Source organism: Dysgonomonas mossii, from assembly GCF_004569505.1.
Classification (GTDB): domain Bacteria; phylum Bacteroidota; class Bacteroidia; order Bacteroidales; family Dysgonomonadaceae; genus Dysgonomonas.
Genome location: NZ_SPPK01000003.1, coordinates 38,901 through 55,016, shown reverse-complemented (window position 1 = coordinate 55,016; position 16,116 = coordinate 38,901). Strand labels below are relative to the sequence as shown.

The window sequence follows — 16,116 nt, the reverse complement described above, 5'->3', positions numbered from 1 at the left end:
TCAGAAAGATTTATTTCACTATTTTATACATCTAAATTGTCATTGTGAGTAAAAACCAAGAACCTCTTTATTATTAAAACCATATAATACTTTAATGCGCTTCCAGCCAGTTCTTTCCTTTTCCGCAATCAGCTCTTAGTGGAACAGCCAGTTTATATGCATTTTCCATTTCTTCAATTACTATCTTTTGAACTTTATCAAGTTCATTTTCAAGAACATTAAAATTCAACTCGTCATGTACCTGAAGAATCATCTTCGATTTGATATTCTCTTCTTCGAAGCGTTTAAAAATATTATTCATAGCCACTTTTATAATGTCAGCCGCACTCCCTTGTATGGGTGCATTTATGGCATTTCGCTCGGCATAACCACGTACAGTTGCGTTTCGTGAGTTGATATCTGGCAGGTATCTTTTTCGTCCAAAAACAGTTTCTACATAGGTCTTCTCGCGAGCATCGGTTATGCATTTATCCATATATTCTTTCACCTTCGGATAAGTCTCGAAATAACCGTCAATAAGCTCTTTAGCTTCTCCCCTTGGAATGGTAAGTCGTTCGGCCAATCCAAAAACAGAAATCCCGTATATGATACCAAAGTTGGCTGTTTTTGCCTTTCGACGCATATCACTTGTTACTTCATCTATCTTCAATTTATAAATCTTGGCAGCTGTAGCAGCGTGTATGTCTTCCCCGCTATTGAAAGCTTCTACCATCGATGGGTCTTGGCTAAGATGTGCCATAATACGGAGCTCGATCTGAGAATAGTCGGCAGAGAAAAACAAGCATCCCTCATCGGCAATAAATGATTTCCGAATCTCTCTTCCTTGTGCATCACGTATAGGAATATTCTGAAGATTGGGATTCGTAGAACTTAATCTTCCGGTAGCTGTTACTGTCTGATTAAAAGATGTGTGTATCTTCCCGTCTTTGGGGTCAACAAGCAGCGGAAGTGCATCAATATAAGTACTCAGAAGTTTTTTAAGACCTCTGTATTCTAATATTTTATTTACAATCGGATGCGTATCTTTAATGCTTTCCAATGTCTCTTCACTGGTTACATACTGTCCTGTTTTAGTCTTTTTGGGCTTATCTACAATCTTTAATTTGTCGAAAAGCACCTCTCCTACCTGCTTCGCCGAATTTATATTAAATTCTGTTTCTCCAAGCTTATATATCTCCAATTCGATGTTCTGCAATTCGATGGTAAGAGTCTTTGAATACTCTCCTAAAGCAACCGTATCCAGTCTTACACCGATAAATTCCATGTCTGCAAGAACATAGATAAGAGGTAACTCTATTTCGTAAAATAATTTACTTAAATCCTGTTTCTCAATCGCCTTTTCAAGTATGCTTTTCAGTTTCAATGTAACATCTGCATCCTCACATGCATAATCACTAATCTGATCAGGACGCAGAGAACGCATATTCAGCTGATTTTTACCCTTAGCCCCTATCAGCTCATCAATATGTATTGTTCTGTATTTCAGATATGTTTCTGCCATATAATCCATATTGTGTCTCAACTCAGGATTGATAAGGTAATGAGCAATCATTGTATCAAACAATTTGCCTCGCACATGAATATCATATTTTTTGAGAACAATAATATCGTATTTTATATTCTGTCCTATTTTCAGTATCTTCTCATTTTCAAAAAACGGACGGAATTTATCTATCAGTTTCTTCGCTTCGTCAAAGTCGGCAGAAACGGGAACGTAATAAGCTTCTCCCTCTTTGAAGGCAAAGGACATCCCTACCAGTTCGCTCACTATAGGGTCGAGACCTGTAGTCTCGGTATCGAAACAACAAGATTCCTGATTAGAAAGAGTACTTATCAGTTCCAAAATCTCTTTCTCTTCCTCCACAAGATGATAAGAGTGAGGTATATCTTTCAACTCCTGTAAGGCCGAATAGTTAACGGTTGTATTATCTGAAGAAGAGTCTACAGGCGGCAATAATTCGGCAAATAAATCACCCTGTATAGCTTCATGCGTTGTAGTATTTCTCACAGGGTGTGATGGGATACCATCAGTCTTAAGAACCCTGCTGATAAGTGTTCTGAACTCAAGTTCTTCAAAAAGAGCACTTATTTTTTCAGCGTTTATTTCTCTACGAGCAAATTCATCTTTGTTGAAATCGACAGGTACATCAGTCTTTATAGTAGCCAGAAATTTTGAGAATATAATTTGCTCTTTATTATCTTCCAGCCGTTGTTTTAATGCTCCTTTAATCTCCGATGTATGTTCAAGGAGGTTTTCGATAGTTCCGTATTCTTCTAACAGCTTCTGAGCAGTTTTAGGGCCTACACCGGGACATCCGGGTATATTATCGGAAGCATCACCCATAAGACCGAGTAAATCGATCATCTGGTCGGGAGAAGATAGCTCATATTTCTCCATGATGGCTTTAGCATCTAATACATCAAATCCCGATCCTGCAAACTTTGGTTTGTACATGAATATATGATCGGACGTAAGCTGACCATAATCCTTGTCGGGAGTCATCATATAAACATCTATATTCTCCTTTTCTGCTTTCTTCGCAATAGTACCAATAACATCGTCAGCCTCATAATAAGGAACTTCCAACTCTTTGATATTATAAGCTGCAATAATCTCCTTGATAATAGGAACGGCCACCCTTATATCTTCAGGAGTCTCCTGACGCTGCGCTTTGTATTTCTCATAAGCATCATGACGGAACGTTCCTCCCGGAGGATCGAATGCGACGGCAATATGTGTCGGGTTTTCTTTGCGAAGAAGTTCCTCTAATGTATTTACAAAACCAAACACAGCAGATGTGTTTTGACCCTTAGAGTTAACCCTCGGATTCTTTATAAATGCATAGTAAGAACGGTATATGAGCGCATACGCGTCTAATAGGAATAATTTCATTGGGGAATATATTTATATTATAAAACAGTGGAAAGTTAAGGAAAAACTGATGAACTACAAAAGAGACAAATTAAAATAGATAATCAATCTTCACCGTAAGACCCTCTATCCGTAACCGAGGGGGAAAGAAAAAAATAAACAGCTTTACTTATTGATATTCTTCTTTACAAAAAAGTAAAAAAACAGAGTAATAGAACCAAATATCAAGGACTATTTGAGGATACTAAGTATTAAAAAAGAATTCAAAAACATTAAAATGCAATTATTCTTTAAAAAATTCCTTATATGTATGTAAAGTTACCCATATATAATGCTTAAAGCCGAAATATTCTTAAATTTGCAACTCAACAAAACAAGATATGGATAAAAAGCTTTTAATAGCTAAACCTGTAGCGGAAGAATTAAAAATATTCAATACTTATTACAAAGATTCTGTTTTTTGCAATAATGTAAGGATTCAGGAAATTATAGATCACATTATGAAATCGGATGGTAAAAGAATCCGTCCCATTTTATTACTTCTGGCTGCTAAAGCCTGTGGCGAGATCAATAATATTACTTACAACGCTGCTATCACTGTAGAACTTTTGCATACAGCTTCGCTTATACACGATGATGTTGTAGACGAATCAAAAATAAGAAGGGGAAAAGCTTCGTTGAACGCTATTTATGATAATAAAATGGCTGTTCTGGCAGGTGATTACTTTTTATCTACTGCTCTTATAAAGAGCGTGTTGACAGGAAATATAGAAATCATATCCAATATATCTGACTTAGGGCGCGATTTGGCCGAAGGTGAACTTAATCAGCTCTCGCTAGTAAAAGAATTGATTATTGACGAAGATGAGTATTTTCAGGTAATAAAGAAAAAAACCGCCTCTCTGATGTCGGTATGTATGCGTATAGGGGCAATATCTGTAAGTGCTTCGGAAGAAGAAATAGAAAAATTTACCCGCTTGGGAGAATTATTTGGATTGTGTTTTCAATTACGCGATGATATTTTCGATTATTTTACCGATGCTATTGGCAAGCCAACAGGAAATGATATACGTGAAGGGAAAATAACTTTACCGCTTCTGTATGCTATTAAAAATGCTTCGGAAGAAGAAAAAAAGGAAATACTATCTATCGTATATTCTTATAACTATACAGATGAAAATATTCAGCATCTGATCAACTATGCCAAAGAGCATGGAGGAATAGATTATGCATACAGGAAAATAGAAGAATTTAAGGAACAAGCCGAAAAAATTATAGAAACTATTCCTGATTCTGATGTGCGTGAAGCACTCGAAGCCACAGTAGATTATATTATAAAAAGAGTATATTAATAAAAGAGCAACTTCCTTAAAGTTGCTCTTTTACTTATTGGATAGGAATATAAATCTCTGTTTTCAACTTATCCGGAGTTGTACGATCCGGATTATTTAAATATTTCTCAAACCCCTGATCGATCCGTAATTCATATCCATTATCAGGAACCCATCTAAATATAGTGTCAAACACAGAGGACAAATTATTATAAGGTCCAATATAAGTAAATACTAAAAATTTACCCCCTAAAACGTTTTTTACGCCTATTTCTCCCTTTGGTGACACTTCCTTATGGATCACCAGACAAACGTCCGTTATAAGCTTATCCGAATCCGTTACATGAGGGTCGTCATGAGACATAGTAAGATGTTCGATACCTGCGGTAAACAGTTTATTTTCTTTTACAAAAGACCATAGTTTACTATATGCACTTCCGTAATCAAGAGTACGATAATCACCCTGAAGACGCACGTATATAGCTTTTTTGGAGTCGAGCTCTACTATTTTTGGATTTTTCAGTTGTATATCAGAAGATACTTGCAATGGTTTCATAATTTTATAACTTTTGTTATTTCTATAATCTGATGGTGAAATATTATAGTACTGGCGAAAAACTTTTGTAAGAGAAGAAGGAGTATTATATCCTACATTATATGCAATATCTTGTACCGAAAGATTGGAATATCTTAATAAACGAGCTGCAGTCTCGATGCGCATTCTTACAACAAATGCTCCTACAGATTCTCCAATTATAGCTTTAAAAATACGATGAAAATGAAATTCCGAAAAATTTGATATGTCTGCTAATTCTTTCAAATCCATTTCATCATTCAAATGATTGCCTATGTATTCGATAATGATATTAATACGTTTCGCATAATCTTCCCTGGTTGATATTTTCTGCTTCATACTTATAACTTTCTGTTACAAAATTATATATACTGCAATATAGTTACTTTTCCAAACTTGCTATTTATTGAAAACTAACAAAAAGAGAGCATCATTCAGATGCTCTCTCTTCTTTATTATATTTTTATAGACTATTTAAGCCATTAAACTTTTTAGCTTTTCTGTATCAGTAAAATCAGCTATCACACCGTATGTATAGTCTTTCAGGAAATCGACAGATAAGGTTGTAGATACACCTATTACACGCATAAATGCATAAGTAGCAGCTTTGATACCGGTAAATGCATCTTCGAATACGATGCACTCTCCCGATTGTACTCCAAGATTTGTCTTAGCCAATACATATCCCATCGGGTCGGGCTTTCCTTTCTTTATACTATCAGATGTAATTATTGTATCGAAAGTATCGCCTAAAGACAACTGATCTAATACAACCTTTACTTTGCTAGAAGGAGAACTGGTAACAAGCCCTATTTTATAACCTTCATCTTTAAGGTATTTTATAAAATCAAGAACGCCAGGAATAACCGTTTTTTTATAATCAATAGCTTGTTCCATCTTCGAACATGCATCTCTTATAGCTTGTTTTTCTTCGAGAGTTGAAATCGTAAAATAAAGTTCAATGATAGAACTCAATGTCATTCCCTTTATTACGTCCGAAAAGTTATTAATTTTCAACTCATTCTCTTGTGCTATCTTACTCCAAAACTCATCATAAGCGCGCTCTGTGTCTACGACAACACCATCTAAACCAAACAGTACGGTTGTTATTTTACTTTTTGCCATTTTATTTTATTAATACTATTAGCTAATAATAAAAACTGAACAAAGTAAGATAATTTTATTGGGAATCCTGCTATATATCATCATAAAATAAAAACGGAAACATGATGATGTCCCCGTTTTTAAGATATCGTAGCCTATAATTTCTTATTTATATTCCTTCTTATATTTGGCTTCAAGTTTGTCTGCTCTTTTGCCACTTTCGGGATGAGTAGAAAACAATTGTTTAGCCTTGCTTTTGTCTACACCTGCATCGTCAGACAATTTTTGAATAACGCGTAAAGCTGTTACCATTCCCATCGGATCTTTACCACTCTTTTTCAAGAATTCATAACCATAATCGTCAGCGGCATACTCTGCCTTCTGTGAAAATTGAGCACCGGCTAGTGCTTCGCCAAGTTCACCCAACTGAGAGTCGGTCAGTGTGGCTGCTACATCTCCGGTAGAACCTACTGCATCTTTAAGAGCAGAAGTAAGCAATGCTTTTTTGAATGCTTCCTTAGAATCCTTATTAACGATATGACCTACTTCATGACCTATTATTCCCAATATTTCATCATCTGTCATCAATTCCATTAAGCCCGCAAATACACGGATACTTCCGTTTGCACAAGCAAAAGCATTCTGATCTACAACATAATAAGCCTGAATATCAAGTTTTACATCTGAAGGCATTGTTGCTTTTATTTTTTCGAGACGATCTGCTACGGCTTTCATTCCGGGATCAGAGTCGGTTGTTTTACAAACCGGGTTATGAGCATCCATCCAGTCAATATATTCCTGGCAATAGATAGCTATTTGTTCGTCGGTAAGTGTTAATGCCTTTGCTGTTTTAGTAGCTGCGTCAAGATGCTTTTTATTAATTTTTAGTCCTCCCAGCTGCGCATTTGCAGTGTGAGAACATATTAAAATTAGTGTTAAGGCAATTAGTAGTTTTTTCATAAAAATAAATGTTAATGATTCGTATTTTAAAATATTAGCTTTTCTCTAAATGTAATATGGGATAGCCTTTTCCCTCTCCATCATATTCGTCTCTGCCCACTTCTTTAAAACCTAAATGATAATAAAAATCCAAGGCTTGTGTATTTTGTTCGTTTACATCCACTTTTCGCGCATTCAGTGTGTTTACAGCATAGTCCATCAAGATTTTACCTATACCCTCTCCCCTACTTTCATTCTCTACAAAAAGCATTTCTATGCTATCATCACTTATACCTAGAAATCCTTTTATGATACCCTCTTGATTTCTATAAACATATAGAGAAACATGTTGAAAATAGATGGGAATGTGAGTTTTATAAAATTCAAAATCTTCGTCTGATAAAAAATCATGAGTAGCCTTTACCGCACTCTCCCAAATATCTATTAATACAGGGTAATCTTTTTTCTCAGCAGAACTAATCATAGTGTAAAATTATTTAGGTTAAACTTTAGTCTATATCAAGAATATTTCCGTTTTCAAAGGTATTAAAAGATATGATTCTAGAAAAATCGGAAAGTTTTAATTCTTGGTTTTCACACATCATATAACACACCGGCACTTTTCCATAAAATGAAGCCCATTGCGAGAATGAACTGGGAGGACCTATTATATAATCACTTTTAGATAAAGCGTATAATTCTTTTTCTGAGGATGATTCGGGTATGACAAAACAATCTAATTCTGAAAAATTATGGAGGTCTATTCTTTCATTAGAACAAATCAAAAATCTAAACTTCTCTCCTCTCTCTAAAAGCTGTTTTTCTAAATCTTTCATTGCTCGAGAGTAAGCTTCATCAGAGAAATAGTATATACCATCGAGCCATTCTTTATAATCTCCTCTACGTATATGTACACCAACTATAACAACTTTTTCTTGAGAAGATAAAAAATCGTTTACAGCAATCACTACATCTTTTCTGAAATCAAATAAAGGACGTATATTATCCGACTGCTCTATTACCATTTCTCTATTTCCGAGACGATTAGACCAGCCCTCTATTAAATTAAGATTGAATAATTTTCTGAATACATTAGATCTTCCGTTTTGTATATATCCTCTTGCCTTAAGTGAAAGGAATATTCTTTGCAGAAGTTTTTTAGACTTAAAACGTATAAGTTTATTTCTGTTCAGATTGGAAAAAACAGGTAAATATTCATCGAAATTTATAACCAATACTTTCTCTTCGTACTTCAATCCATAAGCTATAGATGGAATAAGAGACCATATTCTGTTACACAACTGACCCGGAGAATCGTAGTTAATAATCATAAGAATATTAGTGAGAATTTGTAAAGTTATAAATTAAAGAAATATGGAGGCGATTATAAAATAAAATTGTTGCTAATATCAATCATGACACTATATCACATATAGTAGTATAATAGCATGAATATTAGCAACAATGATAAAAATATCCTAAATGCCTAAGATTTATACATTAAATCTGAAATGCATTATATCACCATCCTGAACGATGTATTCTTTTCCTTCTACATTCATTTTACCGGCTTCCTTCACGGCAGCTTCCGAACCCAATGTTATAAAATCATTGTATTTTATAACCTCGGCACGAATAAATCCCTTTTCAAAGTCGGTATGTATAACACCTGCACACTGAGGAGCTTTCCATCCTGAAGTGAATGTCCAAGCACGTACTTCCTGAACTCCGGCTGTAAAATATGTTTGTAAGCCGAGAAGCTTGTAAGCCGATTTAATCAGCCTTGCTACTCCCGATTCTTTAAGTCCAATTTCTTCAAGAAACATTTGACGCTCTTCGTAAGATTCAAATTCAGCTATTTCAGACTCTATTTTTGCAGCTACAATAAGAATTTCAGCATCTTCATCCTTTACAGATTCACGTATTTGCTCTACATAGTTGTTTCCCGAAACAGCACTGGCTTCATCTACATTGCATACATAAAGCACAGGTTTGTATGTAAGAAGATAAAGCTCTTTCGCTATTTTTTCATCCTCTTTGTTATCAAATTTCACAGTACGGGCCGACTTACCTTGCTCAAGCGCTTCTTTGAACTGAACCAAGATATCATAAGCACGTTTAGCTTCTTTATCCCCTCCTGTTTTCGCTTGTTTTTCTACTTTCTGAATACGGGATTGTACTGTTTCCAAATCTTTCAGTTGGAGCTCTATATCTATAATTTCTTTATCTCTCACAGGATTTATACTTCCATCCACATGAGTGATATTATCATCATCGAAACAACGAAGTACATGAATAATTGCATCCGTTTCACGTATATTGGCAAGGAATTTATTACCAAGCCCCTCCCCCTTGCTAGCTCCTTTAACGAGCCCGGCTATATCTACTATTTCTACTGTTGTAGGCAAAATACGATTGGGTTTAACCAATTCCGCTAATTTATTTAATCTTTCGTCCGGAACGGTTATTACTCCTACATTTGGTTCTATTGTACAAAAAGGAAAATTTGCCGATTGTGCTTTTGCGTTCGATAAACAGTTGAAAAGAGTAGACTTACCCACATTAGGAAGTCCTACAATACCACATTGTAATGCCATTATTTTATATAAATTATTTTTTCAGGGTACAAAGGTAGTGAAAAATCAATGACATACAGTTTTTTGATTTTACGAAGTAAAGATCTCCGTAAATAATTATCTAAATAACATATGATAAGGATCTTTATCCAATATCTTCTTATAATAATTCCTGAGATTATTTATCTGAGTATCATTCGCAGATTCAGTTACATTTATATCCCTAAGTCGGGTTCTATTTTTAAATTTAATAGGTAGATAGTGTGACGAATATTCAGTTTTAGCGTATTTTGTTCCTTTCAGATGTGCCATAACATTCAACCAAACATCATCTGCATAAAAACATAATTCTCTTAATAAATCAATATTAAAGACATCCTTATGCAAAGAATGAGGAGGATAAAGTACTCCTCCTACACCTGTAGGGAATATATCAATAGAAGGTGACTTCGCATCATTTATCATTTTCCATTCATTATACTTTGCCAGATTTCTATCATTAATCTTTACTTCCCATCCCCGGCAACAGCAAATAGTTTGAGGATATTTTTCAGATAATTCGATAAGATGTTGTGTTATATATGAATTATATAAAATGTCATCATCAACAGTTATAATAATATCATCAGGAAACTCCTGCATAGTATAATAATATTTTGTATGTGCCTTCAGATTTTCATTACAAAACCTTATTTCAAGTCCTCTGTCCTGTAACCGAAGTAAGTTTTTTGGCAATTCTGATAACGAGGAAAACTGTTCTTTAGATAACCATAATAAAATCTTATCAGGTTTTAATTCCTGTCTCATGATAGATTCTATCACAAGCCATACTTTATTTATACGTGGAGGAAAAGAAGTCAATGAAACTATAATACGATTACTTGCTTTATCCGATTTTTTCAATTTATATTCATCTTTATTTGCTGTTATTCTGAAATATATTGGAACAAACAAATTAACGAAATAGAGGGTCGGAATACGTAGAAACGGATATAAGAAATATCTGGATAAAGGATTATGTTTTATATGTATAAATGTATATAAAGTATCAAAGAAATTAATCATTTTTGGTTTTCATTTATTTTTAAAAACCAAGTTTATAATAATTGTACTGATCATTAAAACAATATCTACATATAGGCATATATAATCGATAAATACTTCTATACAAACAAAAAAGAGCATCCTAAACGAAGGACACTCTCCAAATAATTAAGAATAAAAATATCTTATTTTATTACTTTATCTATTACCTTTTTAGCTGTAGCTTCCATTATCTTATAACCTTCTTCATTAGGATGTACTCCATCAGTACCTAGATTACTTTTTAAAGCATTATTTTCGTCACACATCACCGAAAAATAATCTATATATGAAAATCCTTTTTCCTTGGCATAAGCTTTTATTTTCGCATTCAGAGACATTATTTTTTGAGGTACATCTTTTATCTCTTTTCTCCAAGGATATTCGCCCGCAGGTGTTACAGATGATAATATCACTTTTATGCCGTTAGCATCAGCCAGCTCGGCCATCGACATGATATTTCCTAAAGTAAATTCTTCATTATATGGACCTGTATTTTGAGCAACATCATTTGTACCTATATTTATCAATACTGCAACCGGCTTAAGATTAATTACATCCTGACGAAAACGGGACAACAATTGCGGGCTGGTTTGTCCACTTATTCCACGACCTACATAATTGTTTGATTTAAAAAAATCAGGGTGTGCATTAGGCCATCCATCAGTAATAGAATTCCCTATAAAGACAACTCTCTTTTCACCTTTGGCAGGTGCAGGCAATGCAGCATTCGCTTCGGCATACCTATCGAGATTTATAAGTTTATTAAATTCCTGTGCGTGAGAGAATAATCCAAAAAAGGAAAAAAAGGACATAATTAAAATTACTTTTTTCATGATAAATAAGTATTTATATTTCAAAAATTGAATGAATATCCTATACTATAGAAAAGATTATTACCATAAGGTGAATATTCGTCCTGTACTACATCGTATTGTATCATGGCTATCATATTCATGTACCGCAAACCTCCTCCTATAAGAACAGACGGTACAAATTTATTAGTTTTATATTTATTTCCACTATTTTCTATAGTCTCCCATACACGGCTGGCTTCGGGCTGAAGGCTTATGACAAGAAAATCAACAGGATAAAAACGTCCAAAAACATCAAAACTTACATAATGCCTGCTCCATTTAACATCATAATTTTTCTCTCTGAAATAGTTATATCCTAATCCTACCCCGGCAGTAAAATATTTAGAAAAATTATAACCAACCTGAGGAGAAATACCCACAGCTGTATAATTCCCGAATTGTAAATTCATATTACCTCCGAAAGTAAGTTTAGAAGGATCAAAGCCGGAACCAACCTTATAACTTCCTCCATATTGCGAATAAGCTAGACCGGTACTTAATATTAAAGACAGAATCAAAATTACTTTTTTCATATCATTCGTTTTTATCATTTTTATTCAAAACTTCATTAATAGCCTTTTGTACCAAAGGTTCCATTATTTTTTTATACCCTTCTTCGTTAGGATGCAATCCATCAAGAGAATAACTATTTATCATACCGTTTTCACTATCCCGCATAGGAGTATTCAAATCTAAATAGTAATAACCTTTCTCGTCAGCATAAATTTTTATACGTTCATTCAGTTCATCTATTTTCACTGGTACATCCTTAATCGGTTCCCATCCATGACCTTTGCATGGCAGAAGAGAAACTAATATTACTTTTATGTCATTCATATCAGCTAATTCGGCCATCGATTTTATATTATCCATCGTAAACACAGGATCGTACTCACCTGTTTTCTCGGCTATATCATTTATACCTGCGCTTATGACAACAACTTTAGGATGCAATTCTATAACATCTTGCCTAAAACGTAAAAGCATCAATGAACTTGTTTGTCCACCCTTTCCCCTGCATACGTAATTATTATCTACAAAGAATTTGTATCGTAGATGTACCCAATTTTCAGTGATAGAATTCCCTATAAACACGACCCTATTTTCATTAACTTCAGGTATTTTCAGTTGACTGTTAGCCCATGCATAAGCATTTAGCTTAAAGATATCGTTATTCAATCTGTCTTTGTATAACCTATATCCTATGTATGGTATCAATATCAAATTAAGTAATACAGATATAACAAAAATGGTATAAATAAATTTCTTTTTCATCTCAATTATAAGTGATCTGATTATTTACCCGATTGCACCAATTGGAGTTGGTAACAAAACAACATGCTATTATAAAAAGGATATATTTAAAAACTAAAAGGAGTTTATTAAACATTATATATATTATTAATTTTTAATTTAAACTTAACAAAAAATCATTGTGTTTGTAATAGACTGTTAATTGTGTTTATTCTTTTTTGGAAGAATACTTGTAAATATCGATATTAAAAGTTCATTCACTTATAAAAGTGAGTTATTAAACAGAGTAAAATTATACAAATTATTTATATAAAGCGTATTATGAACTTTATTAAAACAATGTTAATAACTATGATTGTTGATAATTTTTCATTTTTTAATCTATTAATAATTGTTGATAAACCTTTCATAGCAGAATGATAAAAGCCTGTGATTTTTAATTGTTATCTGCGACTTATTTCATATATGTTGTTTAGTTTCATAAAACAATTGATTTTGTTTTAAAAATCTATTAACAGTTATCAACAGTTTATCAACAATCTTTTTTGATAATCGAAATATGTAAATGAAGAATAAGAAACAATTGATAAGAAATACTAATTTAAGTAGCATATTCACAGATAAATATATAATTTTGTTATTCATTAATATAATAATGTAAAAGATGAAAGGTTTTCTTAAGAGTTTATTAGCCTCTATAGTAGGCTGTTCTATCGTTATAGGTATTTTTATTTTTATATTTATTCTTATAATAGCCGCTATGTCTTTCGGCTCATCTGATAAATATAATTTGAAAGATAATACTGTATTGACATTGAAACTTGAAGGTACTCTGTCTGAAAGAGTAGAACCAAATTCGTTTTTAGACTTGATAGGTCAAAATACGGATTTAGAAATAGGATTGGATGATATTCTTTCATCTATAAAGAAAGCAAAGGAGAATGATAATATAAAGGGAATTTATATTAATGCCGGTGCATTTGCTGCTTCTAATGCTTCGTTGAAAGAAATACGCGATCAGTTAGCAGACTTTAAAGAAAGTGGAAAATTTATTATTGCTTATGCCGATGTTTATTCACAAGGATGCTATTACTTATCGTCAGTAGCAGACAAAGTAATAATGAACCCTCAGGGTAATCTCGATTTGCATGGACTTTCATCTTCACCTACTTTCTACAAAGGGTTGCTTGATAAAGTAGGTATCGAGATGCAGATATTTAAAGTAGGTACATTCAAATCTGCGGTTGAGCCTTTTATGCTTGATAAAATGAGTGATGCAAATAGAGAGCAGGTTACAGCATATATAAACGATATATGGTCTACTATTACATCCGAAATATCAGACTCGAGAAAAATATCAGTAGATAAAATAAACCAACTGACAGATTCTTTACAAACATTCAAATTAGCCAATGCTTCAGTTAGTGATGGGCTTGTGGATACGTTAATGTATGAGACAGAAGTAAAAGAATATCTGAAAGATTTGCTTAAAGTAGAAAAAGCGAAAGATGTGAGAATGGCATCTATCAAGGATATGACCTCGGTACCATTTGTAAAAGAAAGTAATTCTAAAGATGTTATTGCTATACTTTATGCCGAAGGATCTATAAACAATGGATCCGGTAAAGATGGTATAACTGATAAGAGATATGTGAAGGAAATTGAAAAATTAAAAGATAACGATAAAGTAAAAGCCGTAGTTTTCCGTGTCAATTCGCCCGGAGGAAGTGCTTATGCTTCGGAACAAATATGGAAAGCCATTACCGACCTGAAAGCAAAGAAACCGGTGGTAGTATCTATGGGAGACTATGCCGCATCGGGAGGCTATTATATTGCATGTAATGCATCTAAAATTATTGCTCAACCAAATACATTGACAGGATCAATCGGTATTTTTGGTATGTTCCCAAATTTTGAGGGATTGACTAAAAAGGTAGGATTATCGTTTGATAATGTGAAAACAAATAAATTTGCTGATTTTGGAGATGCTACCCGCCCGATGAGACCTGAGGAAAAAGTAATATTGCAGCAATATATTGAGCATGGCTATGACCTGTTTTTAACTCGTTGTTCAGAAGGACGTAATATACCGAAAGATTCGTTAGATCATATTGCTCAGGGTAGGGTATGGACAGGTAATCAAGCCTTGAAGATAGGATTGGTAGATGCTCTTGGAAATATAGATACAGCGATACAAGAAGCAGCGAAACTTGCCAAACTTGATGATTATTCTTTGCAGGATTATCCTAAAAAAGTTGACTTTTTAGAAAGTTTATTATCCAACCAGAAAGAAGAATTTGCAACAAAGGCAATGAAAGAATATCTTGGTAAGGATTATGAATTATTCAAGACTATAAAAGAGATAAAGGAACAAGATTTTGTTCAAGCTCGCATGCCTTATGACATAAGCATAAGATAAAGATTGTAACTATATAATGATAAAACAACAGCCCGTGCATATCAACAAATGGCTGCTACCATTTTCATGGTTGTACGGGCTGATTGTATTTTTTAGAAATAAGTTTTTCGATTGGGGAATACTTAAGCAGGAAGAGTTTGATATCCCTGTTATCTGCATAGGAAATATCACTGTAGGAGGTACGGGAAAAACTCCGCATACCGAGTACGTTATCCGTTTGTTGAAGGATAAATATAGGGTAGGGGTGTTAAGCAGGGGATATAAGCGCAGAACCAAAGGATTTGTTCTTGCAGACGACAATACGACCAGTAAAGACATTGGTGACGAATCGTTCCAAATAAAAAACAAATTTCCGGATGTTATCGTAGCTGTCGATGGAGACAGGCGTAGAGGTATAAAAAAGCTTTTATCGCTAAAGAACCCACCTCAAATAATCTTATTGGATGATGCCTTTCAGCACCGTTATGTAAAACCATCTTTTACAATTATCCTGTCAGATTTCAATCGTCCTATATATGCAGATACTTTGCTTCCTGCAGGACGTTTGCGAGAACCTTTTTCAAAAATAGATGATGCAAATATGATAATCGTAACTAAATGTCCTCGGGACTTGCAGCCTATCGATTATCGCATTATTTTGCATGATGTGAATCCTTTCCCATATCAAAGTCTCTATTTTACTACTTTCGATTATTTAGAATTAAAACCTGTATTTCCCAATAGCGGAGAAAGCAGGTCGTTAGAATTCTTACGAAACAAGACTGTTTTATTGGCTACAGGTATAGCTTCGCCTAAAGTGATAATAAAAAAACTATCGGAGTATACCCGTAAAATAGAAACAATAACATATCCTGATCATTATAATTTTAAGACAAAGGACATAAAGTATATTTCCGATAAGTTTAGAAATATAAGTTCAGAGAAAAAAATAATTCTGGTTACAGAAAAAGATGCAAGCCGATTAGTTTTGAAAGATATAGATGAAGAAATAAGAAAATATCTGTATTATCTTCCTATCGAAGTTGCATTTATGGACAAAGGAGACGATTTTGAAGATAAAATATTAAAGCACGTAGAAGACAGTAGATTTAAACTTAACTAAACTGT

Annotated in this window: 14 protein-coding genes; 3 read left to right on the top strand and 11 right to left on the bottom strand. The window is 33.6% G+C overall.

From position 1 onward, the window contains the following. Positions 1 to 91: 91 nt before the first annotated feature. A complete protein-coding gene (gene polA, locus E4T88_RS10180) occupies positions 92 to 2,893 on the bottom strand; it encodes a DNA polymerase I (RefSeq protein WP_135105342.1) in 2,802 nt (933 codons plus the stop codon). A 359-nt stretch (positions 2,894 to 3,252) separates the two neighbouring features. Here polA and E4T88_RS10175 point away from each other — a divergent pair, with 359 nt between their 5' ends. Then, on the top strand, positions 3,253 to 4,224 hold the full coding sequence (locus E4T88_RS10175; protein WP_135105341.1) for a polyprenyl synthetase family protein: 972 nt from the start codon (positions 3,253 to 3,255) through the stop codon (positions 4,222 to 4,224). 34 nt (positions 4,225 to 4,258) lie between these two features. On the opposite strand, the gene E4T88_RS10170 is transcribed toward E4T88_RS10175, so the two are convergent. From E4T88_RS10170 to E4T88_RS10125, 10 genes are all read right to left on the bottom strand, one after another. Then, a complete protein-coding gene (locus E4T88_RS10170) occupies positions 4,259 to 5,116 on the bottom strand; it encodes an AraC family transcriptional regulator (protein WP_135105340.1) in 858 nt (285 codons plus the stop codon). A 135-nt stretch (positions 5,117 to 5,251) separates the two neighbouring features. After that, positions 5,252 to 5,902: an HAD family hydrolase gene (locus E4T88_RS10165; RefSeq protein WP_135105339.1), complete on the bottom strand. Its 651-nt coding sequence runs from the start codon at positions 5,900 to 5,902 to the stop codon at positions 5,252 to 5,254. A 144-nt stretch (positions 5,903 to 6,046) separates the two neighbouring features. Further along, entirely contained in the window at positions 6,047 to 6,841 is a 795-nt protein-coding gene (locus E4T88_RS10160; protein ID WP_135105338.1) for a M48 family metalloprotease, read from the bottom strand. Positions 6,842 to 6,875: 34 nt separating this feature from the next. Next, positions 6,876 to 7,304 (bottom strand): GNAT family N-acetyltransferase, encoded by a 429-nt coding sequence (locus tag E4T88_RS10155; protein WP_135105337.1) that lies wholly within the window; start codon positions 7,302 to 7,304, stop codon positions 6,876 to 6,878. 25 nt (positions 7,305 to 7,329) lie between these two features. After that, positions 7,330 to 8,151, bottom strand: coding sequence for an alpha-1,2-fucosyltransferase (locus tag E4T88_RS10150; protein ID WP_135105336.1), 822 nt, complete (start codon positions 8,149 to 8,151; stop codon positions 7,330 to 7,332). A gap of 162 nt (positions 8,152 to 8,313) precedes the next feature. Beyond that, on the bottom strand, positions 8,314 to 9,417 hold the full coding sequence (ychF, locus tag E4T88_RS10145) for a redox-regulated ATPase YchF (protein WP_135105335.1): 1,104 nt from the start codon (positions 9,415 to 9,417) through the stop codon (positions 8,314 to 8,316). Between the two features lie 96 nt (positions 9,418 to 9,513). After that, entirely contained in the window at positions 9,514 to 10,461 is a 948-nt protein-coding gene (locus E4T88_RS10140) for a hypothetical protein (protein WP_135105334.1), read from the bottom strand. Between the two features lie 164 nt (positions 10,462 to 10,625). After that, positions 10,626 to 11,315 (bottom strand): SGNH/GDSL hydrolase family protein, encoded by a 690-nt coding sequence (locus tag E4T88_RS10135; protein ID WP_135105333.1) that lies wholly within the window; start codon positions 11,313 to 11,315, stop codon positions 10,626 to 10,628. Positions 11,316 to 11,335: 20 nt separating this feature from the next. Further along, positions 11,336 to 11,869, bottom strand: a complete 534-nt coding sequence (locus E4T88_RS10130; protein ID WP_167755450.1) for a hypothetical protein — start codon at positions 11,867 to 11,869, stop codon at positions 11,336 to 11,338. Between the two features lies 1 nt (position 11,870). Next, positions 11,871 to 12,611, bottom strand: coding sequence for a GDSL-type esterase/lipase family protein (locus E4T88_RS10125; RefSeq protein ID WP_135105331.1), 741 nt, complete (start codon positions 12,609 to 12,611; stop codon positions 11,871 to 11,873). Between the two features lie 643 nt (positions 12,612 to 13,254). On the opposite strand from E4T88_RS10125, the gene sppA reads away from it, so the two are divergent. Continuing rightward, entirely contained in the window at positions 13,255 to 15,009 is a 1,755-nt protein-coding gene (sppA, locus tag E4T88_RS10120) for a signal peptide peptidase SppA (protein WP_135105330.1), read from the top strand. Between the two features lie 16 nt (positions 15,010 to 15,025). After that, positions 15,026 to 16,111: a tetraacyldisaccharide 4'-kinase gene (gene lpxK / locus E4T88_RS10115; protein WP_135105329.1), complete on the top strand. Its 1,086-nt coding sequence runs from the start codon at positions 15,026 to 15,028 to the stop codon at positions 16,109 to 16,111. Positions 16,112 to 16,116: the final 5 nt, after the last annotated feature.

Coding starts and splice junctions, on each gene's coding strand:
- E4T88_RS10135 (WP_135105333.1), bottom strand. CDS start 11,315: ATGAAAAAAGTAATTTTAATTATGTCCTTTTTTTCCTTTTTTGGATTA.
- sppA (WP_135105330.1), top strand. CDS start 13,255: ATGAAAGGTTTTCTTAAGAGTTTATTAGCCTCTATAGTAGGCTGTTCT.
- E4T88_RS10175 (WP_135105341.1), top strand. CDS start 3,253: ATGGATAAAAAGCTTTTAATAGCTAAACCTGTAGCGGAAGAATTAAAA.
- ychF (WP_135105335.1), bottom strand. CDS start 9,417: ATGGCATTACAATGTGGTATTGTAGGACTTCCTAATGTGGGTAAGTCT.
- E4T88_RS10130 (WP_167755450.1), bottom strand. CDS start 11,869: ATGAAAAAAGTAATTTTGATTCTGTCTTTAATATTAAGTACCGGTCTA.
- E4T88_RS10125 (WP_135105331.1), bottom strand. CDS start 12,611: ATGAAAAAGAAATTTATTTATACCATTTTTGTTATATCTGTATTACTT.
- E4T88_RS10170 (WP_135105340.1), bottom strand. CDS start 5,116: ATGAAGCAGAAAATATCAACCAGGGAAGATTATGCGAAACGTATTAAT.
- polA (WP_135105342.1), bottom strand. CDS start 2,893: ATGAAATTATTCCTATTAGACGCGTATGCGCTCATATACCGTTCTTAC.
- lpxK (WP_135105329.1), top strand. CDS start 15,026: ATGATAAAACAACAGCCCGTGCATATCAACAAATGGCTGCTACCATTT.
- E4T88_RS10160 (WP_135105338.1), bottom strand. CDS start 6,841: ATGAAAAAACTACTAATTGCCTTAACACTAATTTTAATATGTTCTCAC.
- E4T88_RS10165 (WP_135105339.1), bottom strand. CDS start 5,902: ATGGCAAAAAGTAAAATAACAACCGTACTGTTTGGTTTAGATGGTGTT.
- E4T88_RS10150 (WP_135105336.1), bottom strand. CDS start 8,151: ATGATTATTAACTACGATTCTCCGGGTCAGTTGTGTAACAGAATATGG.
- E4T88_RS10140 (WP_135105334.1), bottom strand. CDS start 10,461: ATGATTAATTTCTTTGATACTTTATATACATTTATACATATAAAACAT.
- E4T88_RS10155 (WP_135105337.1), bottom strand. CDS start 7,304: ATGATTAGTTCTGCTGAGAAAAAAGATTACCCTGTATTAATAGATATT.